Origin of the sequence: Pseudomonas sp. (assembly GCF_036387035.1) — a bacterium.
GTDB lineage: Bacteria > Pseudomonadota > Gammaproteobacteria > Pseudomonadales > Pseudomonadaceae > Aquipseudomonas.
Window position 1 is genome coordinate 1 of sequence record NZ_DASVUM010000063.1, and the last position, 23,109, is coordinate 23,109.

Annotated in this window: 19 protein-coding genes and 1 pseudogene; 10 read left to right on the plus strand and 10 right to left on the minus strand. The window is 59.2% G+C overall.

The genetic code is table 11. From position 1 onward, the window contains the following. From VF672_RS05345 to VF672_RS05365, 5 genes are all read left to right on the plus strand, one after another. The coding region (locus VF672_RS05345; RefSeq protein WP_331102224.1) for a DUF1302 domain-containing protein at positions 1-1,438 on the plus strand (1,438 nt) is incomplete at its 5' end. A 14-nt stretch (positions 1,439-1,452) separates the two neighbouring features. After that, positions 1,453-2,817 carry a DUF1329 domain-containing protein gene (locus VF672_RS05350; protein WP_331102226.1) on the plus strand — a complete coding sequence of 455 codons (1,365 nt, stop codon included), beginning with the start codon at positions 1,453-1,455 and terminating at the stop codon, positions 2,815-2,817. 375 nt (positions 2,818-3,192) lie between these two features. Beyond that, complete coding sequence (locus tag VF672_RS05355) at positions 3,193-5,955, plus strand: LuxR C-terminal-related transcriptional regulator (RefSeq protein ID WP_331102228.1); 2,763 nt, start codon at positions 3,193-3,195, stop codon at positions 5,953-5,955. Between the two features lie 113 nt (positions 5,956-6,068). Further along, positions 6,069-7,391 (plus strand): type II toxin-antitoxin system HipA family toxin, encoded by a 1,323-nt coding sequence (locus VF672_RS05360; protein WP_331102230.1) that lies wholly within the window; start codon positions 6,069-6,071, stop codon positions 7,389-7,391. Continuing rightward, positions 7,388-7,678: a helix-turn-helix transcriptional regulator gene (locus tag VF672_RS05365; protein ID WP_331102232.1), complete on the plus strand. Its 291-nt coding sequence runs from the start codon at positions 7,388-7,390 to the stop codon at positions 7,676-7,678. Before VF672_RS05360 ends, VF672_RS05365 begins: the two co-directional genes overlap by 4 nt. 30 nt (positions 7,679-7,708) lie before the next feature. Here VF672_RS05365 and VF672_RS05370 read toward each other — a convergent pair whose 3' ends face one another. Beyond that, the gene (locus VF672_RS05370) at positions 7,709-8,908 is read right to left on the minus strand and encodes an HD-GYP domain-containing protein (protein WP_331102234.1); all 1,200 of its coding nucleotides are present in this window, start codon (positions 8,906-8,908) and stop codon (positions 7,709-7,711) included. Positions 8,909-9,332: 424 nt separating this feature from the next. Here VF672_RS05370 and VF672_RS05375 point away from each other — a divergent pair, with 424 nt between their 5' ends. After that, positions 9,333-10,034, plus strand: coding sequence for an OmpA family protein (locus tag VF672_RS05375; RefSeq protein WP_331102237.1), 702 nt, complete (start codon positions 9,333-9,335; stop codon positions 10,032-10,034). Positions 10,035-10,218: 184 nt separating this feature from the next. Here the strand turns inward: VF672_RS05375 and VF672_RS05380 are convergent, their stop codons facing one another. The 3 genes and pseudogenes from VF672_RS05380 to VF672_RS05390 form a co-directional block, all read right to left on the minus strand. Beyond that, on the minus strand, positions 10,219-11,124 hold the full coding sequence (locus tag VF672_RS05380; RefSeq protein ID WP_331102239.1) for an acyltransferase: 906 nt from the start codon (positions 11,122-11,124) through the stop codon (positions 10,219-10,221). 80 nt (positions 11,125-11,204) lie between these two features. Then, complete coding sequence (gene pta / locus VF672_RS05385; RefSeq protein WP_331102241.1) at positions 11,205-13,298, minus strand: phosphate acetyltransferase; 2,094 nt, start codon at positions 13,296-13,298, stop codon at positions 11,205-11,207. A 94-nt stretch (positions 13,299-13,392) separates the two neighbouring features. Beyond that, positions 13,393-13,754, minus strand: a pseudogene (locus VF672_RS05390) (DUF3565 domain-containing protein). On the opposite strand from VF672_RS05390, the gene VF672_RS05395 reads away from it, so the two are divergent. The 3 genes from VF672_RS05395 to VF672_RS05405 all read left to right on the plus strand — a co-directional run bounded on the left by VF672_RS05395 (position 13,723) and on the right by VF672_RS05405 (position 16,033). Continuing rightward, a complete protein-coding gene (locus VF672_RS05395; RefSeq protein WP_331102243.1) occupies positions 13,723-14,208 on the plus strand; it encodes a peptidylprolyl isomerase in 486 nt (161 codons plus the stop codon). The pseudogene VF672_RS05390 and the gene VF672_RS05395 overlap by 32 nt on opposite strands. Positions 14,209-14,322: 114 nt before the next feature. Next, positions 14,323-14,805 carry a glutathione peroxidase gene (locus tag VF672_RS05400; protein WP_331102245.1) on the plus strand — a complete coding sequence of 161 codons (483 nt, stop codon included), beginning with the start codon at positions 14,323-14,325 and terminating at the stop codon, positions 14,803-14,805. A gap of 124 nt (positions 14,806-14,929) precedes the next feature. Continuing rightward, positions 14,930-16,033 (plus strand): NADH:flavin oxidoreductase, encoded by a 1,104-nt coding sequence (locus tag VF672_RS05405; RefSeq protein WP_331102247.1) that lies wholly within the window; start codon positions 14,930-14,932, stop codon positions 16,031-16,033. 29 nt (positions 16,034-16,062) lie between these two features. On the opposite strand, the gene VF672_RS05410 is transcribed toward VF672_RS05405, so the two are convergent. Beyond that, on the minus strand, positions 16,063-17,229 hold the full coding sequence (locus tag VF672_RS05410) for a glycosyltransferase family 1 protein (RefSeq protein ID WP_331102262.1): 1,167 nt from the start codon (positions 17,227-17,229) through the stop codon (positions 16,063-16,065). Positions 17,230-17,394: 165 nt separating this feature from the next. Then, complete coding sequence (locus VF672_RS05415) at positions 17,395-17,697, minus strand: hypothetical protein (RefSeq protein WP_331102249.1); 303 nt, start codon at positions 17,695-17,697, stop codon at positions 17,395-17,397. Between the two features lie 206 nt (positions 17,698-17,903). On the opposite strand from VF672_RS05415, the gene VF672_RS05420 reads away from it, so the two are divergent. Further along, on the plus strand, positions 17,904-18,536 hold the full coding sequence (locus VF672_RS05420) for a hypothetical protein (RefSeq protein WP_331102251.1): 633 nt from the start codon (positions 17,904-17,906) through the stop codon (positions 18,534-18,536). 140 nt (positions 18,537-18,676) lie between these two features. On the opposite strand, the gene VF672_RS05425 is transcribed toward VF672_RS05420, so the two are convergent. The 4 genes from VF672_RS05425 to VF672_RS05440 form a co-directional block, all read right to left on the minus strand. Continuing rightward, positions 18,677-19,789 (minus strand): hypothetical protein, encoded by a 1,113-nt coding sequence (locus VF672_RS05425; RefSeq protein ID WP_331102253.1) that lies wholly within the window; start codon positions 19,787-19,789, stop codon positions 18,677-18,679. A 96-nt stretch (positions 19,790-19,885) separates the two neighbouring features. Next, on the minus strand, positions 19,886-20,557 hold the full coding sequence (locus VF672_RS05430; protein ID WP_331102255.1) for a DUF2931 family protein: 672 nt from the start codon (positions 20,555-20,557) through the stop codon (positions 19,886-19,888). A 238-nt stretch (positions 20,558-20,795) separates the two neighbouring features. Then, positions 20,796-21,470: a DUF2931 family protein gene (locus VF672_RS05435; protein WP_331102257.1), complete on the minus strand. Its 675-nt coding sequence runs from the start codon at positions 21,468-21,470 to the stop codon at positions 20,796-20,798. Continuing rightward, positions 21,463-23,109, minus strand: a 1,647-nt coding sequence (locus VF672_RS05440) for a DUF2235 domain-containing protein (RefSeq protein WP_331102260.1), incomplete at its 5' end; no start/stop codon positions are given. The genes VF672_RS05440 and VF672_RS05435, both read right to left, overlap by 8 nt.

Sequence of the window (23,109 nt, forward strand, 5' to 3'; positions counted from 1 at the left end):
GCGTCTGGGCAAGCAGGTCGTCAGTTGGGGTGAAAGTACCTTCATCCAGGGCGGCATCAACAGCATCAACCCGGTCGACGTGTCCGCGTTCCGTCGCCCTGGCTCGGAAATCAAGGAAGGCCTGATTCCGGTCAACATGTTCTACCTGTCGCAAAGCCTGACCGAGAACCTGTCGGCAGAAGGTTTTTACCAACTGGAATGGGACCAGACCGTCGTCGACAACTGCGGCACGTTCTTCTCGCAACCGGACGTGATCGCGGACGGCTGCAACAGCAACCTCGCGGTGCTGCGTACCCGCAACAGCCTCAATGGCGCCCTGCCTGCCGCGTTGCGCGGCCCGGTGCAAGCAACGCTGGCGTCGCGCGGTGTGAGCTTCGGTAATCCTGACGAGGGCGCGGTGGTGGCCCGCGGCCCTGATCGCGATGCCCGGGACAGCGGCCAGTATGGCCTGGCCATGCACTACAACTTCGAGCCGCTGGACACCGAGTTCGGCGCCTATTACATGAACTACCACAGCCGCTTGCCGATTTTCAGCGGCAAAGGTGGGCCTGCCAGCGCTTACAGCGCCGCGGGTCTGGTTGGTGGCCTGGCGGGCAGGGGCGTGCCTCTGGGCGTCGCGGCCAGTCTGGCGCCAACGCTGTTGCCGGTCGTGGTTGCCGGTAACTCCAGCTACTACGTTGAATACCCGGAAGACATTCACCTGTTCGGCCTCAGCTTCTCCACCACGTTGCCCACCGGCACCGCGTGGAGCGGGGAACTCAGTTACCGCCCGAATGCGCCGGTGCAGTTGAACACCACCGACATTCTCTATTCCGGGCTGACGCCGCTGAACCCGAACGTGGCGTTGCTGCAAGGCGCGCCGGGTCAGGATCAGAAAGGCTATCGCCGCAAGGAAATCAGCCAGGCGCAAACCACGTTCACGCATTTCTTCGACCAAGTGATGGGCGCCGAACGCCTGACCGTGGTGGGTGAAGTAGGCTGGACCCACGTTGGCGGCCTGGAAAGCACATCGAAACTGCGTTATGGCCGCGACCCGAGCTACGGCCCGGGCCCGCTTCCCGGTGGTCAGTGCCAGACCCTTAACGCCAGCACCCTGGCCGGGGCGGCGCAGAACAACCTCAGCCGATACTGCGAAAACGATGGCTTCACCACCACCGATTCCTGGGGGTATCGCGCCCGCGCCATCTGGGATTACAACAACGTGTTCGCCGGTGTGAACCTGCGCCCAAGCGTGGCCTGGTCCCACGACGTCGATGGTTACTCGCCGGGCCCTGGCGGTAACTTCGAGGAAGGTCGCAAGGCCGTGAGTCTGGGGCTCGACGCCGAGTACCAGAACACCTACACCGCCAACCTTTCCTACACCAACTTCTTCGATGGCAAGTACACCACTGTGGACGACCGCGACTTCGTGGCCCTCAGCTTCGGCATGAACTTCTAAGGACAAAAATGAAAATGAAAATAACGAAGGGTCTGTTGCAGGTCGGTGTGCTGGGGCTGTCGTTGCTGGCGACCAGCGTCATGGCCGCGGTGTCCGACGCCGAGGCCGCCAAGCTGGGCACCACGCTGACGCCAATGGGCGCCGAAAAAGCCGGAAATGCGGCCAACACCATCCCGGCCTGGAGCCCAATGCCGACCAACGCCGGCGCCGTGGACGAAAAAGGCTTCCTGGCCAACCCGTACGCTAACGAAAAAGCGCAGTTCACCATCACTGCGCAGAACGTGGAGCAGTACAAGGACAAACTTGCTCCGGGCCAGTACGCGATGTTCAAGCGTTACCCGGACACTTTCAAAATGCCGGTTTACCCGTCCCATCGCGGCGCTACCGTGCCCGCTGACGTGCTCGCCGCCATTAAGAAGAACGCCACCAACACCAAGCTGGTCGGTGGCGGTAACGGCCTCGAAAATTTTGAAACCGCCGTGCCGTTTCCGATTCCCAAGGACGGCCTTGAGGTGATCTGGAACCACATCACCCGTTATCGCGGCGGCAGCGTCTCGCGTCTGGTCACCCAGGCCACGCCGCAGACAAACGGCTCGTTCAACCCGGTGTACTTCCACGATGAATTCGTCTTCCGCGACAAGATGAAGGATTTCGATCCGAAGAATCCGGGCAATATCCTGTTCTACTTCAAGCAGGAAGTTACCGCGCCGGCGCGTCTGGCGGGTTCGGTGCTGCTGGTGCACGAAACCCTCGACCAGGTCAAAGAGCCGCGTGCGGCCTGGGTCTACAACGCCGGACAGCGTCGCGTACGCCGCGCGCCACAAGTGTCCTACGATGGGCCGGGCACTGCCGCCGACGGCTTGCGCACCTCCGACAACCTCGACATGTTCAACGGCGCGCCTGACCGCTACGACTGGAAGCTGATCGGCAAGCAAGAGATGTACATCGCTTCCGACAGTTACAAGCTCGACGATCCGAAATTGAAGTACACCGACATCATCAAAGCCGGCCATATCAATCAGGACCTCGCCCGTTACGAACTGCGTCGTGTCTGGCACGTGACCGCTACCTTGAAAGAAGGCCAACGCCACATCTACGCCAAGCGTGACTTCTTCATCGACGAAGACACCTGGCAGGCAGCAGTGATCGATCACTACGACGGTCGCGGGCAACTGTGGCGCGTGGCTGAGGCGCACGCCGAGAACTACTACGACAAACAAGTGCCGTGGTACGCCCTCGAAACCTTGTATGACCTGCAATCGGGCCGCTACCTGGCACTCGGGATGAAGAACGAAGAGAAGAAAGCCTATGACTTCGGCTTCACCGCCACTGCGAGCGACTTTTCGCCCAACGCGCTGCGCCAGGATGGCGTGCGCTAACGGCTGAACGAGAAATGGGTGGAGAGCGTGCACCGTTGATCACAGCTGCCGCGCACTGAAGTCCTCCGCCGCTTCACCCTATGGCTGAACCCCATAGCGCATAAAGAAAACACCCCGAGTGGTCGGGGTGTTTTTCATCCCTCTTGGCAGCCTCTGCCGGCCGGCAACCTGCACAGCGATGCTCTCCCGGCACTCAGGGCGTTCGCCTCAGTCCCTCTGAATGTACCTCTCCGGACATATAAACCAACATTCGCCCTGTTGATTGGATATGTTTTCTTACAGTCTTTCGTCTAACAATGTCCAAAAGGCTACACATAGCCGCTAGTCTCCCGACATCTGAACGCCGAACAACAAGCACTCCCACAAGAGCCGGCCATGACTGATCTGTCGCGTTTGCAAGGATTCGCAAATCACGCCGTCACTGCGTTGGAAGGCCGTTTCTTCCGTCCGCCGCTGCCTGAGGGTTACGTATCGAGGCCTCGATTGTGCGAGCGCTTGAGCGCTGGCTTGTCGGGTCGACTGTTATTGATCAGCGCGCCGGCCGGTTTTGGCAAAAGCTCATTGGCGGTGGAGTTCTGCGAGAGCCTGCCCGGCCAATGGCAGAACCTCTGGCTAGGCCTTGGCCATCGGGACAGCGACCCGGGCCGGTTCCTCGAACGTCTTCTTTGTGGCCTCCAGCAGTTCTTCCCGCAACTCGGCGGCCAGTCGCTCGGCCTTTTGAAGATGCGTCAGCGTCACCAGCCCTTCGCTTTCGAAGAGTGGCTGGACGGTTTGCTGGATGAGCTGGCAATGCACCTTATGTTGAGCAAACCACTGTTGCTGGTGCTTGACGACTATCACCTCGTGCAGGGTCCCGTTCTGGATCGCTGCCTGCAATTTCTCCTCAATCATTTGCCTGCGGGCATGAACATTCTGGTCACCAGCCGGCAGAGGCCGAACTGGCACCTCGCGCGCCTGCGCCTTTCCCGTCAATTGCTGGAGTTGTCTGAACAGGACCTGCGTCTCACGGATGACGAGTCGCTGGCGGTGCTGGACCCGCAACGCAATGGTTTGAGCGATGAAGCGCTGCAGACACTGCTGCAGCGCAGCGAGGGTTGGGTGGCCGGCCTTCGATTCTGGCTGCTGGCAGCCAACGAGGCGGGCAGCAACGCGTTGACTCAGGGGCTTAACGGCGGGGAAGGACTGATCCGGGATTACTTGCTCGAAGAGGTCATCGATTGCCTGCCGGCCGACGTTCAGGCGTTTCTCTATGAAACCGCCTGCCTGGAACGCTTCAGCAGTGCCCTGTGCAACGCGGCGCGCGACAGCCACGACAGCCACGAAATGCTCGGCTACCTGCAAGCGCACCAGGTGTTTCTGGTCCCGCTGGACGAGCATGGACTCTGGTTTCGCTATCACCATCTGTTTTCGGACCTGCTGCGCGCGCGCGCTGGCACCAGCGTCACGCCGCCACAACGGCGCGTGCACCTGAATGCTTGCCGCTGGTTCAGCGAACAGGGCCTGCTCGACGAAGCCATTGAACAGGCGTTGCGCGCGGGTCACCTGGATGTGGCGGCCAATCTGGTGCAGAACCTGTCCGAAGAACAGCTGCTGGCGGAGCAAAACGTCGGCATGCTGCTGCGTTGGAAAATGGACTTGCCTGACAGCCTCCTGGTCAGCACGCCGCGCCTGATCGTGCTGTACGCCTGGGCGCTGGGCCTGGCGTGTCAGCTGGACGCCGCCGAGGAGTTGGGTAATCACCTCAGTCGATTCCTGCCGGCGCCCTCGGCGACCGCGCAAAACTCGATGCTGGCGCAGTGGCTGGCGCTGAGCGGTATCATCGCGAGAGGGCGCGGCGACAGCGACACGGCCCGGCGTTATTGCAGCGAAGCGCTGGTCAGTCTGCCGGTCAAGCGTTATGGCCAGCGGCTGCTGTGCCTGTCCACGCTGGCGAATCTGGCCATCGCCGAGGGTGATCTGTGGCGCGCCAGGGCGCTGAACCGTGACGCCCTTGAACTGGCCCAGCGCGTGGCGAACCCGTTGTTTGAAGCGCTGGCGCACTACGACCGCGCGCGCACGCTGCAGGCCCGTGGCGAAACCCTTCGCTCTATGGAAGAAGTACGTCAGGGGTTGCGGCGCTTGAATGGCCTGTCTTCGCAGAAGCTATACGCGGTGCGTGCGCGGCTGACTTTGTATGAAGGTTATCTGCTGGTGCAGTTTCTTCAGCCGCAGGCAGGCCGCGAGCGTTTGAACGCCGGGCTGGCCGAGGCGCGTGCCTGCCGGGACATCAGCGTGCTGATCGGGCATTGCGTCATCGCCGCACTGGAGGGGCGCGAGGGGCGCTATGCCGAAGCGTTCGCCGAACTGGCCGAGGCCGAGCGGCTGATGCACATCTGGGACGTCCCGCCGGTGTATTACCTGGCGATGATTACGCTCGCCAAATGCGAACTGTGGCTGGCCCAAGGCCGTATCGACCTGGCCGATGCCTGGCTGTTGCGACTGGGGCAGACCTACGGCGGTGATGAGCCCGCTGCCGCCCCCGAATGCTCACCGCAACTGCCGCAGCAGATCGAAACGTTGCGGGCGGTTCTGGACCACATTCAGGGCCGCACCGACGAGGCAAGGGCACGGCTGCAGAGTCTTCAGGACTACGCGCAGCGTGTCGGGGCCGGACTGTTGGGGCTCAATGCGCTGAGTCAGCACATCCTCTTGTTGCTCGACACATCCCGCGGCCCCGAGGCTGAAGATCTTTTTCAACAATGCCTTCAGCTCGCCACGGGCGGTGCAGTTTTGCCGTTCCAGCGGCTGATCCACCGTCATCCCGACTGGCTGCGCGAGCAACTGCACAAGCGGCCCTCTTGTCGGTTGGTCGATTACCTGCTGCAGCAACTGCCTGAAGCTGCACCTGGTCAGGGGCCGCTTTGCCTGCGTGCGACCAGCGAACCGCTCGCCTGTAGCGGCGGCGACCCTCTCAGTGCCCGAGAACTCAGCGTGCTGCAGCTGATCGCGCAGGGTTGCTCCAATCAAGAGATCAGCGAGCGCTTGTTCATCTCGCTGCACACGGTCAAAACCCACGCCAGCCACATCAACGGCAAACTCGGCGTCGAACGACGCACCCAAGCCGTTGCCCGGGCCCAAGAGTTAGGACTGCTCGGCTAGTTACCGGCATTTAATTGCCTAAATTTTGCGAAGTTTGCCATTTTTGGGCATTTAATTGCCTTTTTCTTGCTTCGGCTCTAAGGTTTAGGCATTAAATTGCCGAGCAGCACCTTATGCAGCTGACCCTCCAACTTTACCTCTCGGGAAAATGGCACGACGCAATGCGTCTCGACGTCGAGAGGCCGGAAGCAGGGCAGAGCAGCCCGTGCAGTTTTGCTTACGACCAGGCATTTCTGATCGACCACCTGCATATGCTTGAGCGGCCCACCTCGCCGTCGGTGAGCGCTCGAGTTCCCCTGAGTTGGGATTTGTTCAGAACAGCCGGACTGCCAGCGTTTTTGCACGACATCGTTCCGGCTGGAGCAGCACGGCGGTTCTTGCTGGCGCGTCTGGCATTGCCGGAGGGGGAGAACACCCCGGCCGATCTGGTGCTCTTGCAGCGCTGCACCCCGGCGCCTGTCGGGCATCTGCGCATCAAGGAGTCGCTCGAAGCCCTGCCCAACGCCAGCAGCATTGGTTTTGACCGGAGTGAGGTCGTTGCCCGAGACAGTCGTTTTCTCGAATACGCCTATGAACAAGGCGCTGCAGTTGGGGGCGCGACGGGGGCGGGCGGAGAGGCGCCGAAGCTGCTGCTCTCCGAAGACGCCCAAGGCCTGATGCACCCTGATGCAACACTCGGCGACAGCGAAGTCCGCCGACACTGGTTCGTGAAATTCTCTCGCAACAAAGGCAATGAGACTGATCGCAACATTCTCAGAAGCGAGTTTTGCTATTACCAGGCCCTTGAGCGCGTCGGTGAAAACACCGTTCCGTGTGACGGCATGAGCCTCGAAGAAGCCCGCAAGCCCAGTTTGTGGATGCAGCGCTTCGACCGCAGCGTCCAAGAACGCGGGGTTCGCCGTCTGGCGGTCGAGTCGGTGTACTCGCTGGCAGACATCACCCGCCCTGGCGCCTATATGACGCACGTGCAGGCGGTGGCCGTGTTGGCGAAAGCCTGGTCGGCGAATGCTCAGCAGAGGGACATTCCTCAGCTGGTCGCGGAGTACGTACGCCGTGACCTCATCAACCAGATTCTGGGGAACAGCGACAATCATGGGCGCAACACGTCGATCCTGCGTGATGAACAGCGCCTCTCGCTGGCACCGATTTACGACTTGGCGCCCATGGTCATGGACGACGAAGGCGTCACCCGAACCACCAAATGGCCGGATCCGATCGAGCGCGCCGGTGAGGTTGATTGGCGAGAAGCCTGTCGGGCTTTATCCGCCTGGGCCGACCCCGACCAACTGTTTGATGGCCTCAGAGCCGATGCCCGGCGCTTTCGGGCGTTGCCCGATCTGCTGAATGAAATAGGCTTGCCGCAAAAGACGTTCGACCACCCACGCATTGCGCTGGCGCGGCTGGATGCGACACTCAAGGGATGGGGGCTGCTATGAACGACGAAATACGCCAGCGCGGCATCATCCTCGACGAGCTTCGAAATCAGCTGCTGGAAGGGACGGTTTCGATGGGCGGTGCGGTCAAGCGGCTGCGCACCGAGATCACAGGGTTGCGTCAGGAGCAGTTCGCGAGCATGTGCAAAATCTCGCTGCGCACGCTGCGCCAGTTGGAACAGGACGAAGGTAATCCGACTGTGCAGACGCTCAATGCGGTGTTCAGGCCCTTCGGTATGCAGGTCGGCATTATTCCGCTGCGGCGCACGCCGTCGGCCAGCACTGTCTGACGGTATCTCGCCGATCAGTTCGTCAGACACTCAAGCGGCGGGCTGACCGGCCCACATGCTGGCCACATCCAGCAGCCCCCAATCCTCAGCCAGCTCGAATTTGAGAATCCCGTCCTGGACCGAGGGGCTGGCGAGGTTGATGATTTCCGGTGAGAAAGGAAGGCGGGTTCGGGTGGACATAAAAACCTTCACCTTCGGATGCAGCAAGGACTTTTCGTCCTGCTCAACGACCACGCCCAGGCGCTCGCTCTTCAGGCGAACCAACGCGCCGACGGGATAAATGCCGACGGTTTTGACGAAGTGCTGAAAGATGTTCGCATCGAAATGGCCCTTCCATGACGCCATTTCGCGAACCGACTGCGCGGCGTCCCAACCCTTTTTGTAGGGCCGGTCCGACGTCACCGCGTCATACACGTCACAAATTGCGCCCATTTTCGCCAGCAGGCTGATCTCGTCGCCTTTCAGCCCATGGGGATAACCGCTTCCATCCATCTTTTCGTGATGATGCAGGCACACGTCCATTACCAGTCGGGTCACCCGCTCGCAGCCCTGAAGGATTTCCAGGCCGGCCTGCGGATGGTGCTTCATGACCTCGTATTCTTCGTAAGTCAGGCGGTCGGGTTTGTTGAGAATGGCCGAGTCGATCATCATTTTGCCGACGTCATGCATAAGCCCGGCAACGCCGGCTTCACGCACTTGCTCTTCATCCAGGTCCATCTGCCGCGCGAGCGCAACCATCAAGGCGCACACGGCCACCGAATGCATGTAGGTGTATTCATCGGTCGTCTTCAGACGCGACAGGCTGATGAGCGCATGGGGATGACGCATCACGGACGTGGAGATTTCTTCGACCAGCAGATCGACGTCTTCGGTGTTCATCGCACGGCCCATCCGGGCATCGCTGAACATGGTCATGACGGCCGCCTTGGCGCGGCCACAAATGAGGCGCGCGCGGGCCAGTTCAAGTTCCATGCTGCAAGGGGCGGTTTCGGCAGGGTCGGGACACTCCTCGGAGGTCTCTTGCGCTGTCGTGCTGGCGTCCGGGCTCAGACCCAGGCGGGTGTCGATCCAGACTTCGCGGGTTGATGCTCGAATGTGCTGCAACACGGCGTCGTCACTCAGTTCGCGCTCGACGTGGGCAGTCCAGAACGGATCGTTGAGCCGAGGGTGGCAGAATTCATGGATGTACATGCCGAGCATGAGGTCTGTAACGGGGATTTTTCTTAGCATAAAGTCAGCTCTTGCGCGTGAATACAGCGCTGCCTTGCCTGAGAGTGAGAGCGGACTTTATTGTCTGCTTCACCACTGCGCTTTCCTGTACTTGCGCATGGCCAGTATAGGAAAGCGCCGAAAAATTTAAACTCTTTTAATTAGTGTGGGCATTTCACGGTTGTTCAGTAAATTAGTCTGTAAATCAGTAGCTTAAGACGTTTATTTATCAAAAATCAAACGGGCGGTTCGCAACAAATACGATGAACAGCAGGTTCAATAAGCACATAAAAAATCTGTTTTTTTATTAAAGAAATACAGTCGTTGGCCGGGCGCTGGCGGTTCAGCGACTGTTAAGGAATTTTTGACAGTGACCGTGCTCTAATCGCCCAAATCGTCGGCCTTTGTGGTTGGCCGTAGAAAAGCAAAACAGGAGCTCTCCTTGATGTTGACCTTTCGCCGTTTGATCATCGCTGCCACTGCACTGACTGTTCTTTCTGGCTGCGCGACGCAGAACCCCTATGACAACCAGGGACAGGCGCAGAACTCGGGTGGCGTCAGCAAAACCGCCAAGTACGGCGGCCTGGGCGCATTGGCGGGTGCTGTTGCCGGTGCCGCCATCGACCATAACAACCGCGGCAAAGGCGCGCTGATCGGCGCGGCCGTGGTGGGTGCTGCCTCGGCCGGTTACGGGTACTACGCCGATAAGCAGGAAGCCGCATTGCGCGCCAGCATGGCCAACACCGGTGTAGAAGTTCAGCGTGAAGGCGACAACATCAAGCTGGTGATGCCAGGCAACATCACGTTCGCCACTGACTCTTCAGCGATCGCCAGCAGCTTCTACTCGCCCCTGAACAACCTGGCTGGCTCGTTGAAGCAGTACAACCAGAACATGATCGAAATCGTCGGCTACACCGACAGCACCGGCAGCCGCCAGCACAACATGGACCTGTCGCAGCAGCGCGCGCAGAGCGTTGCGACCTACCTCTCCTCCCAAGGGGTTGATGCCTCCCACCTGTCGGTACGGGGCGCCGGCCCTGATTCGCCCATCGCCAGCAATGCCGACGTCAACGGCCGCGCCCAGAACCGCCGCGTCGAGGTCAACCTCAAGCCGATCCCTGGCCAGCAGTATCAACAGCAGCAGTAACGCTGTGATCTGAAATCAGAAACCCCGGCCAGTGTGCCGGGGTTTTTGTTTGCCGAGCAGATTTCTCCCATCCCTTGTAGGAGTGAGCTTGCTCGCGATAGCGGAGTGTCTGGCAACTGATAAGCGCCTGACAGAGTGCCATCGCGAGCAAGCTCACTCCTACAGCAGCGTATAAATGCAGCCTTCAGGATCTGGCGGGATAGCGTTCATGCATCTGCGCGAGCAGCGCGTCCTTGTCTTGCCACAGTTGGTTGATCCACTGCTGAAACTCCAGGCGGTAGGCATCGTCCTGGTCGTAGTTTTTGCCAATGAACTGCGGCGGGATCTGCACTTCCTCGAAATGCGCGACGACTTCGCGGACGTTCCCGCAAAGCAGGTCCCAATACCCTGGTCGACCGGCCGGGTAATGGATGGTCACGTTGACGATGGATTCCAGCTGTTCGCCCATGGCGTCAAGCACGAAGGCAATGCCGCCCGCCTTGGGCTTGAGCAAGTAGCGAAACGGTGAAGCCTGCTGCGCATGTTTGGCCTCGGTGAAGCGCGTGCCTTCGACGAAGTTGAAAATGCCAACCGGGTTGTTGCGAAACTTCGCACAGGTGCGGCGGGTGGTGGCCAGATCCTTGCCCTTCTTTTCCGGGTGCCGGGCCAGATACGCCTTGCTGTAGCGTTTCATGAACGGAAAGCCCAGCGCCCACCAGGCGAGGCCAATCACCGGCACCCAGATCAGTTCTTGCTTGAGAAAAAACTTAAGCGGACGAATGCGCCGGTTCAGGACGTACTGCAGCACCATGATGTCGACCCAGCTCTGGTGATTGCTCGTGACCAGGTACGAGTGCTGATAATCCAGGCTTTCCAGCCCGCTCAAATGCCAGCGGGTGTGGCCGAGCAGATCCATCCAGGCGGTGTTGTTACTGATCCATGCTTCGTGGATGTGGCTCATCAGCCAGTCAGTCACCTTCTGCGCAGCCGGGAAGGGCAGACACAGTTTGAAAATGGCGACGATGAACAGCGGCGTGCAGCACAGAATCGTGTTGAGCGCCAACAGCAGCGAGGCAATGACGCCGCGCAAAGGGGCGGGCAGGAAATCCATGTGCATCTAACTCCAGGGGCAGTCAGCCGCCGGTGGGTTCCGGCGGGGTTATTGTGGGCAAGCGATGTTGCAACGCAACGTTAGTGCGGCAGGGTGGCCGCCTGAATCGCCGTCAGCGCAATGGTATAGACGATGTCGTCAACCTGAGCCCCGCGGGGCAGATCGTTGACCGGCTTGCGCAAGCCTTGAAGCATGGGGCCCAGGCTCACGCAGTCCGCACTGCGCTGCACCGCCTTGTAGGTCGTGTTACCTGTATTCAGATCCGGAAACACGAACACATTGGCGCGACCCGCCACCGGGCTGTCTGGCGCCAGTTGCCGGGCGACGTGCTCGTTGGCGGCGGCATCGTATTGCAAAGGCCCGTCAATCAACAGCCCACGCTGGGTCTCGCGCGCCAGTTGTGTGGCTTCGCGCACCTTTTCCACTTCTTCGCCGCTGGCTGAATTGCCGCTGGAGTAGCTGATCATCGCCACCCGGGGCGACAGACCGAACGCCACGGCCGAGTCGGCGCTTTGAACGGCAATCTCGGCCAGTTCCGTGGCGCTCGGGTGCGGGTTCATGATGCAGTCGCCGTACACGAGCACCTGCTCCGGAAACAGCATGAAAAAAACCGAGGAAACCAGAGTGCAGCCGGGTGCCGTCTTGATCAGCTGCAGTGCGGGACGAATGGTGTTGGCGGTCGAATGAACCACCCCCGACACCAGCCCGTCCACTTCGTCGAGGGCCAACATCATGGTGCCGATCACCACCGGGTCCTCCAGTTGCTGCTCGGCCATGGGTGCATTCAGGTTTTTGCTGCGGCGCAAATCCACCATCGGCGCCACGTAACGCTCGCGAATCTGGTCCGGATCAAGAATCTCCAGTCCCGGCGGCAATTCAATACCGTGGGCGCGCGCGACGGCATTCACTTCCTCGGGCTTGGCCAGCAGCACGCAACGCGCAATGCCGCGCGCCTGACAGATCGCCGCTGCTTGCACGGTCAGCGGCTCGGCGCCTTCGGGCAATACAATGCGTTTGTTGGCCGCCTGAGCGCGCTGAATCAATTGATAGCGAAATACGGCCGGTGACAGGCGCATTTCACGCGGAGTACCGCAGCGTTGGTGCAGCCAGTCGGCATCGAGGTGGCTGGCCACGAAATCGGTGATGATTTCCGCACGTTCGCGGTCATCGATGGGGATTTCCTTGTTCAACTGATTGAGTTGAGTCGCGGTGTCGTACGAGCCGGTGCTCACCGACAGCACCGGCAGACCCGCCTGTAGCGCGCCTCGGCACAGGTCCATGATGCGCGGATCGGGCAGGGTGTCGCTGGTAAGCAGCAAGCCGGCCAACGGCACGCCATTGAGCGTCGCGAGGCTCACGGCCAGAATGATGTCGTCGCGATCACCCGGCGTGACCACCAGCACGCCCGGCTTGAGCAACTGGAGGGTGTTGAGCACCGTGCGTGCACAGATGATGATCTTTGACATGCGTCGCTGTTCGTAGTCGCCGGCGTTGATGACTTGCGCGCCGAGCAGATCCGCCACGTCGCGGGTGCGTGGCGCGTTCAGGTCGGCCTGAAAAGGGATGCAGCCGAGCAAGCGAAAGTCGCCACTGCGCAACAGCGGCGAGTGTTCCTTGAGTCGCGCCGAAAAGGTTTCCATGCTCTCGTCTGTGCGCACTTTGTTGAGGATCACGCCAAGCACTTTCGGGTCTTTCGGGCCGCCGAACATCTGCGCTTGCAGCTCGACGCGCCCGGAAAGCTCGGTCAGCACTTCGTTTTCCGGGGCCGATACCAGAATGACTTCCGCATCGAGGGCTTTGGCCATGTGCAGGTTGACCCGCGCGGCATAGCTGGCGCTGCGTGTCGGGACCATGCCTTCGACGATCAGCACATCACGGCCGATCGAGGCCTCTTGGTACAGATTGATGATCTCTTCCAGCAGCTCGTCGAGCTGACCGTCGCCAAGCATGCGTTCAACGTGGGCCAGCCCCAGCGGCTTGGGCGGTTTGAGGCCGTGGGTACGGGCGATCAGTTCAGTCGAGCGTTCCGGGCCGATATCGCCAGGGTGAGGCTGGGCGATGGGCTTGAAAAAGCCGACCTTGAGCCCGGCGCGTTCCAGGGTGCGCACCAGCCCCAGGCTGATGGACGTCAGGCCCACACCAAAATCTGTGGGCGCGATAAAGAAAGTCTGCATGCGGGCTTCTCGAAAATGAGCAGTGCAAGGGTCGTGGCGCAATGAATTCAGCCATCGGACCGGATATACCAGGACGCTGTTCAGTCGCAGCGTCTCAACGGGGCCCAAGGTTAGCGTTATCTGACCCCGACGCGCACCAGCCGCAATCAAAGGACTGGCCGATTTTCGAAAGGCGCTGGGCAGGATCGAGCACCCAGGCGCGGGATTGCCAGGGCGGGTCGTGGCGCAAATGCTGGGTGTGACCGCAGGACAGTTCGACCACCCAGTGCCCCACCAGGTCCTGATGAAAGCCGGTAATGATGGCGTGGGGGAAAGGGGCGTTCGGGGATTCCACTCGGGGCCGTCCGTCTGAGTTGCGTTCGCTTTCGCGCGAGTGCTTGGTTAGACTTGGTCGCTCATATCTATTTGCAAAAGGTCTCGCCCCATGCCGATCGCCGCCAACAAGGCTGTCTCCATCGACTATACCCTGACCAATGACGCTGGTGAGGTCATCGACAGTTCTGCCGGCGGCGCGCCGCTGGTTTACCTGCAAGGTGCAGGCAATATCATCCCGGGTCTGGAAAAGGCGCTGGATGGCAAGGATGTCGGCGACGAACTGAAAGTGTCCATCGAGCCTGAAGATGCCTACGGCGAATACTCGGCCGAGCTGGTCAGCACCCTGAATCGCAGCATGTTCGAAGGCGTCGACGAGCTGGAAGTCGGTATGCAGTTTCACGCCTCGGCGCCGGACGGTCAGATGCAGATCGTGACCATCCGCGACCTGGACGGCGACGACGTCACTGTAGACGGCAATCACCCGCTGGCCGGCCAACGCCTGAACTTCGATGTGAAGATCGTTGCCATCCGTGACGCGAGCGAAGAAGAAATGGCCCACGGCCACGTGCACGGCGAAGGTGGTCATCACCACTGATTGTCCTGCTAAGCTGAGTGAGCTGGCCAGGCGTCCTCGCGGTCTTGTGAAAACGTTTGTTTTTGCGGTCTGACAGGGCGCCTTTTTCGGCCGAGGGTTTCCAGGGGAGTTGTCATGAGTGTATTTCACGAGCTGAAGTTGAAGGCTCTGGATGGCCAGGAGCTGCCCCTCGCCCCGCTCAAGGGCAAAGTGGTTCTGGTGGTCAACGTTGCGTCCAAGTGCGGCCTTACGCCGCAATACGCGGCGCTGGAAACGCTTTATCAAAAGTACAAAGACCAGGGCTTCAGCGTTCTCGGCCTGCCGTGCAATCAGTTCGCCGGTCAGGAACCGGGTACTCAGGACGAGATTCAGGCGTTCTGCTCGCTGAACTACGGGGTGACGTTTCCGCTGGGCGACAAGCTTGAGGTCAACGGACCGCACCGCCACCGGCTCTATCAGATGCTGGCGGGCGAGGGCGCCGAGTTTCCCGGGGACATCACCTGGAATTTCGAGAAGTTTCTTGTCGGCAAGGATGGACGCGTTCTGGGCCGCTTTTCGCCAAGTACGACGCCGGATGACGCCAAGGTGATCAGTGCCATCGAGAAGGCGCTGCCCTAGTATTCCGGTTCGCAGTCCCTCTTCTTACCCTTAATCATTCCAGTCAATAGTGCTTCGTATCCCCTGCGCTTCGGCTCATTCTGTATGACCTTCATCATATTTCCGGAATGCCGAGGACGCCTGCATGCCTGTTCAAGCTTTGTTCAAACCCTTCCACATGGGCAGCTTCGTGTTGCCGACGCGCGTCGTGATGGCGCCGATGACCCGCTCCTTTTCACCCGGCGGCGTCCCGAATGCGAAAGTCATTGAGTACTACCGTCGCCGCGCGGCGGCTGGCGTTGGCTTGATCATTACCGAAGGCACGACGGTTGGCCACAAGGCGTCGAATGGCTACCCCAACGTGCCGCAGTTTTTCGGCGACGCTGCGCTGGATGGCTGGCGCAAAGTCGTGGAGGCGGTTCACCAAGAGGGCGGCAAGATCGTCCCACAGCTCTGGCACGTGGGCGCTGTGCGTCGTCTTGGCACTGAGCCGGACGGCACGGTGCCGGCCTACGGCCCGACCGAGAAGCTCAAGGAGGGCAACGTTGTCGTCCACGGCATGAGCAAGCAGGACATTGACGAGGTCATCGCGGCGTTCGCCCAGGCGGCAAAAGATGCCAAGGCCATCGGCATGGACGGCGTCGAGATCCATGGGGCCCATGGGTATCTGGTCGATCAGTTCTTCTGGGAAGGCACCAACCAGCGGACGGACGAGTACGGCGGCGATCTCGCGCAGCGCTCACGCTTTGCCATCGAGTTGATTCAGGCCGTGCGCGCCGCCGTGGGCCCGGATTACCCGATCATCTTTCGCTACTCACAATGGAAACAGCAGGATTACAGTGCACGGCTGGTGCAAACGGCAGAGGCGCTCGACGCGTTTCTCAGGCCACTCTCCGATGCCGGTGTCGACATTTTCCACTGTTCGACGCGGCGTTTCTGGGAGCCTGAATTCGATGGCTCCGACCTGAACCTGGCCGGCTGGACCCGCAAGCTGACCGGCAAGCCGACCATCACCGTGGGCAGCGTCGGGCTTGACGGCGAGTTTTTGCAGTTCATGGTCAACACTGACAAGGTCGCCCAGCCCGCAAGCCTGGAAAACCTGCTCAAGCGCCTGGGCGACGAGGAGTTCGATCTGGTCGCGGTAGGTCGTGCATTGCTGGTCGATCCTGACTGGGCGCTGAAGGTCAAGGAAGGCCGCGAGCACGACATTCTGCCGTTCAGCCGTGAGGCCCTGGGTCGACTGGATTGACGGTCCGGCGGTCCGGCTTTGATGGGCGACTACGCCCCTAAAACAACGCCATGCGGCGTCTCGCTCGCAGCGCGCAGGTACGTCTCGAATGAGTCGATAATCCCGGCCCATCCCTGGCGACTGGCGTGCTGGCGGGCATTCAGCCTGACCCGGCGCAAGGTTTCTTGATCCTCGAGCATCCAGCGCGCAGCATCAATGAAGCCTTCCTCATCCCCCGGCATCGCCACCGCGCCGTTATGGCCGTGCCGAATATGCTGGGCCGCCGCCGCTTCGTCATAGGCGATCACGCCCAGCCCGGAAGCCAAGGCTTCCAGGACTACATTGCCGAAGGTTTCCGTCAGGCTGGGAAACAGAAACAGGTCACTCGACGCATAGTGTGCCGCCAGCGTATCCCCACGCTGGGTGCCGCAGAAAATCGCATTCGGAAGCTGCCGCTGCAGCGCCGCCTTGACCGGCCCGTCGCCGACGATGATCAGCCGCAGGTTTTTCTGGGGATAGGTGCTGACCAGCCCCTCAAAGGTGGTCTTCAACGCGCCCAGGTTTTTCTCCGCCGCCAGCCGACCGACGTGCAGGATCGCCGTATCGTCCGCCTCAAGCCCCCAACTTTCACGCAGGGCGCTTGAACGTTTGGACGGGTGAAACAACTGGCAGTCAACGCCGCGCGACAGCAGTTCCAGCCGTTCGAAACCACGCCGTTCGAGTTCGGTTTTCTGGGTGAAACTGGGCACGAGGGTGGCATTGGAGCGGTTATGAAACCAGCGGAGATAGGTGGTCAGCACCCGGGTGATGAAGCTCAGACCGTACTGCCGGGTGTAGTGCTGAAAGTTGGTGTGAAACCCGCTGACGATAGCGATCCCGAGCCGCCGCGCGGCGCGCAGTGCGGACAATCCCAAGGGTCCTTCCGTCGCGATATACAGCACGTCCGGACGATTACGCTGCCAGCGGCGCAAGAGTTTATGCATCGACGACTGCCCCCACTGCAACCCCGGATAACCCGGAATCGGCCAGCCCCGGCACAACATCAAATCCTCGCCCGCCACCCGCAGCTCATCGTCGCTTTGTCGGGGTCGAATCACCTCAACCCGATGCCCCCGCAAGCGCAGACCGTCGCACAAACGGCTAAGCGTATTGGCGACGCCGTTTATCTCCGGTGCGTAGGTTTCAGTGATCAGGGTAATGCGCAGGGATTTACTCATGAGATCAGTTTCTGAGCGGGTCATTGCGCTTGCGTGGCGGTTGGGTGATGGATTTGTGACCGCAAATGACCAACCAGAAGCAATATGGCTTCGCTCGAGCCTGACCATTTGATAAGACGATCCAGAGCGGTCGGGTTCGAGCAAGGCTGCGGGCTACCGGACGTGTCACCCGCCCACGGTGAATGGCACCAGCCGTGACCCACCGATGCGCTCGAAGGCGGCCGGCGCTGGCTCGTAGTGGGTCTGCACCGGGTTCAGGCTGATGAGTTGCAGGTGCGAGCGGGGCTCGCTGGGCCTGGCAAGGTTCGCGGCTTCAGCCTTTAGGGTCTGTGAAACGAACGGTTGAGTGGCCTGAGCCAGTGCTTGCATGAAGGCGGGGGCATTGGGTTCCGGCTTCGTGCGCCTGTCCATCAGGAAGGAGCCAGGGCTGGTGATTGTTTTGATCGGAGTGCTCGGTGTGGATTCCATGGGCGTGTAACTCCTCGGGATGGTTACGCCGATTGGTACAAAAGGGTCGGCAAATGCTCGCCCGGAGTGGGCATGTCCATGGTTAAACAGGAAGGCTGTGGGACGTGGCGAATACCGTCGTAGGAATCGTCCTGATTTTTCCCGGGTTGATTAAAAGAGTGTTTCCACCTTTAGCATGCGTCGCCTCAACTTCTGGAGGAAACGCTGTGTCCGAGCAATTCAATGCGCCACCTGCTGCCGACCTGACGGCTTTGCCTACAAGCGGCCCACCGTTTTATACCGTGTCGCTGATCAAGCTGACGGTGATGATGCTGATCACCTGCGGGCTGTACGGGCTCTACTGGTATTACAAAAACTGGTCGCGTTACAAAGCGTATTCGGCAAAACCGATCTGGCCGGCCCCGCGTGCGATTTTCGCGTTGCTTTTTGTGCCGTCCATGTTTGGCAAAGTGGACGCGTTGCTGAAGGAGAAAGGGCAGCGGGGGATGCCTTATTGGGGCACGCTTGCGGCAGGTATGATTCTTCTGGCACTCGCCCCGTCACTTGTCGTGTTTGTCCATGGCATCGCAGCAGGCTTGAGAGGTGGCGCTTCGGCAGGCCTTGGACTTATACCGTTAGGAATATCCGTCATTTCGACGTTCGCACAGTTCCTGATCATGCTCAGAGTGCAGTCGTTCATTAACCGGCTGAACCGCGACGCCGAAGGAAGCTGCAAGTGTGGCTCTACGTTTGGTGAAGGGGTGTGGGCGATGCTGGGCTTGATGTGCTGGGCAGTTGTGATAATTATCATTGTCATGATTGAATCTATCAGAATGTATTTCTCCAGCCGTGGCCTTTAGCCAGATGAGCGAGTAGCTACACTGGTAGAGCCTGCACTCACACAAAAAAGGCCTCCATCGAGGCCTTTTCTCTGCATCAGCGAAACCGCTCTGCCAGCGCCGCATCCTTACGTGTGGCATCCCAAGCAGGTCGCGCTGGGTCACCCAGGTCGGAAGCAACCTGTGCTGCCGCCTATCTCCAAAGACAGGCAGCCGGGAGTGACCTCAAGTTGCAGATACTGAAACAGATCCGATAACTCTCCGTATGCCGGGTTGGGCTTGGCGTCCCACTCTACGACTAGCCACCTCGCATCCGGAGATACCTCAAACCACTCGATGGCCTCGGTCGAACCCTGCATGCCCACGCCAACTTTCTCCAGTTCTTTGTTGGCCTGGTAGGGCAGGGCTATCCTTTCTTGAGTCGAGTCCGTCCAGACACTCGATAGGGTCGATCCGTCCTTGAATTGCCAATACACCGTCATTGGCTTAATGGGAGGCGGCTTCATCGGATCGTAATGAAAGACTTCAACCAGGTAGTGAGTGTCGATTTGATTAGCGTCCTGCTCATCGAGCCTTCGATGAGCCTCAGCTAAAGTGAACTCATCAGGTTCTGTGTATGTGATCGGCTGGTTTGTTGGTTTTTTCCACCAAAAATTAAACATGTGGCTACTGGGTGCTACGTCGAACCAGCGTGTTGGGGCGGCCATTTGAGAAGTGCTTAGCCCTATTTTTGTGATTGTCCTGTTGGGATCGTAGTGAAGCATTGCACGGGACGATGGGTCAGCGGTGAGCTTCATAGAGGCAGCGGGCCCATGGTCAAATTGGACGTGAACGAACTCCGGCTTGATGCGAGGAGGCTCACGGTAACGAGCGTAACGCATTTCCAAAATGTAGTGACTTGTCCAGAAATCCACTGGAGCGTATTTATTCTGGATGGCGTATTCCAAAAGTGCACTCTTCGGCCGCTCCCGGAATGAGTCGAATGCAAGCTCATGAGCGGGTCGAAGATTGGGTTCGCTTTCTAACGTCAGGACGTCGTCCTCGACAGACCAGAGCCCTTTCGCAAAGCCACTGGCACTTCCATATTCGACTCCCGCCGTGAATGTCCCGTCTCTTTCCAACTGCAATCCAGCAGCCATTTCCATCACGCCGTGCAGGTAATATCGTCCTTCGAACGCTTGGGTTTCAGCGCGTGTGCAGGTCGCGACTATCCACAGGAGAACGATAAGGCAGGGTTTGGAATTAAAACTGCCTCTTAACTTGAGTAGATTCATACATCCCTTTCATATGTCGCGCGCTCAAGCGCTGAGGAGAATAGTTCTTTGAGTTGCTGGCGATCGATTTTGGCAGCGGAGTATCAGCGCGACTATTCACCACGAGCCATACGGGATGCCGAATTTCTCGACATAGGCTCTGGACTCAGCCGATGGCTGAACGAATTTGCCACCAGATAAGCCGTCACTTGGCCCGTTCGGATCGACCTTGGCCTGGACCCTCGTGACCTCACTAGGTGACAAGCAGGGTCCTGTTACCCAAACTTTTACAATGCCGCCCGGTGCCAGGCCAATGACGATGGCTTCTCGGTATTCATCCTCTGTTTTTCCCGTAAACCGACAAAAGGCTTTTTCCTTTTTGCGCATGATTTCGCGAATCGATTCAGGGATGTCGATGCGCGCGTGATAGATCTGTGGTTCGAGCAGTGATTGCCAGCGAACATAGATCTCATCGGGAAGGTCAGCTTTGAGATATTTACCTTTGCCCCAGCCCACGCGCTCGGGCCAGCCTTTGGGATCGCCTTTGAATTTGTCTGGCATACCCTTGCTTCGCGCCCGTGGATAGCCAATGGACGGCACGCCTCTGGCTGCTTCAAAGCTGACATAACCGCTGATGTCCAAGACATTAACTGTTTCAATCCAGGCCTCCATATAATCGGGGGCAAATACACCCAGGCGCCACGCGTTGTATGGCATTGAACGACTGTTTGCGGTAGTGCAGCCAGTGAGCAGCATCAAGGACAGGGCGAGCGACAAAAGCTTATTCATTGGGATGCACCATGCGCAGACCGTTATTACCTGAGCGGTTGATGACCACGGTATCGAATTTACTTTTCCAGTCATTGGCCGGATTCCAGTGGGAGTAGGGCTGGACATAGTGTTGAAAGAGCAATGTCTCTTCGGCCGGACTCAATACGTAGGTGCTGGACTTCCCTCACACGTCAGCGGTTAGCTCGTCTGCAATGGGCGGTAGTCCATCCGGCAATGAACACCTTCATTTAATTCCTCACCACGACCCATATGGAATGCCGAACTTCTCGACATAGGCTTTTGACTCAGCCGATGGCTGAACAAACTTGCCACCAGATAAGCCGTCACTTGGCCCGTTCGGATCGACCTTGGCCTGAACCCTCGTGACCTCAATGGGAGAAAAACAGGGTCCTGTTACCCAAACTTTCGCGATACCACCTGGCGCTAAGCCGATGACGATCGCTTCGCGGTAGCCGGTGATCCATTTCGCGTCGAAGCGACAAAATACTTTTTCGCCCTTGCGCATAATCTCCCGGGTCGATTCCGGAATGTCGATACGTGCGTGATAAATCTGCGGTTCGAGCAGTGATTGCCAGCGGATATAGAGTTCTTTGGGTAGATCCGCCCGCTTGACGTATTTCCCAGCACCCCATCCGGGGCGCGCTGGCCACCCCTTCGGATCGCCCTTGAATACCTCGGGAATCCCTTTGCTGAAAGCGCGGGGATACGTCATTGAAGGTATTCCCCTGCCTGCTTCAAAAATCACATAACCGCTGTTATCCAACACATTGGCTGTCTCAATCCAGACCTCCATGTAATCGGGAGCGAAGAAGCCAAGGCGCCATGCGTCATATGGCATTGACCGGCTGCTGGCAGCCGTGCAGCTGGTGAGCAGCAGCATCAGTGCGACGCCTAGTACGAGCTTATTCATTGGGATGCACCGTTCTCAGGTAGTTTTCGCCAGGCCGGTTGGTGAACAGCGTGTCGCGTTCGGCAGACGGATGAGTGACGGGGTTCCAGTGAGCAGAGAGGTGAATGTAGCGTCGGTAGAGCAATGCCTCTTCGGCCGGGCTTAAACCGTAGGAGCCGGATTTTCCCAACGCATAAGCCATAAGTTTTTCGTGGATGGGCAGGAGCTCAGAAGGCAAGGCAAGGCGTTTATCCTCGTCTGGGACTTCCCGAAACGGCACGCCATGTTGCACCGCCAGCTCACGCATGATGCGCAGATAAACAAGCGCCAGATCGCTGCGCACTTCCCGCTGGCTGCTCACTGCGGCATAAACTCGTTTAGTGTGAGAGACATCGCCTTTGGCGTTGTGGGTGACGTCGACATGCCAGGTGCGTATTTCCAGCGGCAGGGCGTAGTTGGCGTAGATTGCTTCGACCTGCTGCAAGTCTTGCTGGGTGAGTTGATAACTGACCGCGCTCTGGTTAGGTGCGGTTTTAGCGATTTCGTTGTTGCGAGGCTTGCTCAGCATCACGCGCTCGACCATGTCGGGCAGATATCCGCCGCCCAGATCGGAGTGCACGCCGGGGAGAAGAATCTCGGCACCGCTCGCCTGATTTAGCGAAAAGTTATAGCGGCGTTCGTCTTTGGCTACCAAATGCACGACCTTTCGCGCTGCATCCGGCGCCAGCCGAATTTCAATGCCGGGGTTGATGGCGTTATTGCCGTTGAAGTCTCCGTGCATCCAGTCCGCAATAGCGGCCACCGTATCGAAAATGCCGATGTAGTTGATGCAGAAATCTTTTTGAGGCCTCCAGGCGAAGCTTTCGGCAAAGCCTGGTGAGCCGGCAGGGATGGCTTTAGAAAGGATGCTGGTTGCCCCCTTTAGTACTTCGTTCGCGAAGTCTCTTGCCGCCGCCGCACCACGACTGAATCCAAAAATATCGAACTCGATGCGCCTGATACCCCTGTCAGGATTATTTTCGAGAAACGGTTTGAGGATCTTCAACAGCAAATCCGGGCTCTGCTCGACGCGGGCCCTGACCCCTTGCGGCCCGAGCCCGGTGGCTTGGGAATACAGCGAGTCCCCATGCTTGCTGCTCGTGCCAATGCCTTCGACGTAAACGGGAAACGAAGCCTCAGTCTCTTCATCTGAAATTTGCTTGTCACTGTCGTCTCTGTAGAGTTCATAGAGCTTTGCCACATTACTGCTGTCATTCCCGAAACTGTCATCCGGTGCGCCGCCATTGCCATCAAAGCCGTGCTTCTGGCAGAACGCGACGATGTCAGGGGCTGCCTCTGCGAGATTCACGTCACGGGCATAGCAAGCGCGTGCTTTTTCACTGTTGTCACGGTTGTTACCCGTGCCATCGAAGAACATGCCGATGCGAAGGGTGATCAATTGCTCCAGTTCGACCTCTTCCTCTTCTTCCTCCCCAAGTTCAGGTGTGGGCCGCGGGTTCATCCTTTCTTCGGACTGCGGAAAGTCGATCGCCACGTGTCCGGGCAGCATCGTGTGGACGGGCATGGTTCTGCCGTCCTTGTCGGTCACGCCGTTGAACACTTCGCCATTCTGCGTGGTGATCCGGTAACGGACAAAGCGTGCTGCAGCTTGTTGCGCGTC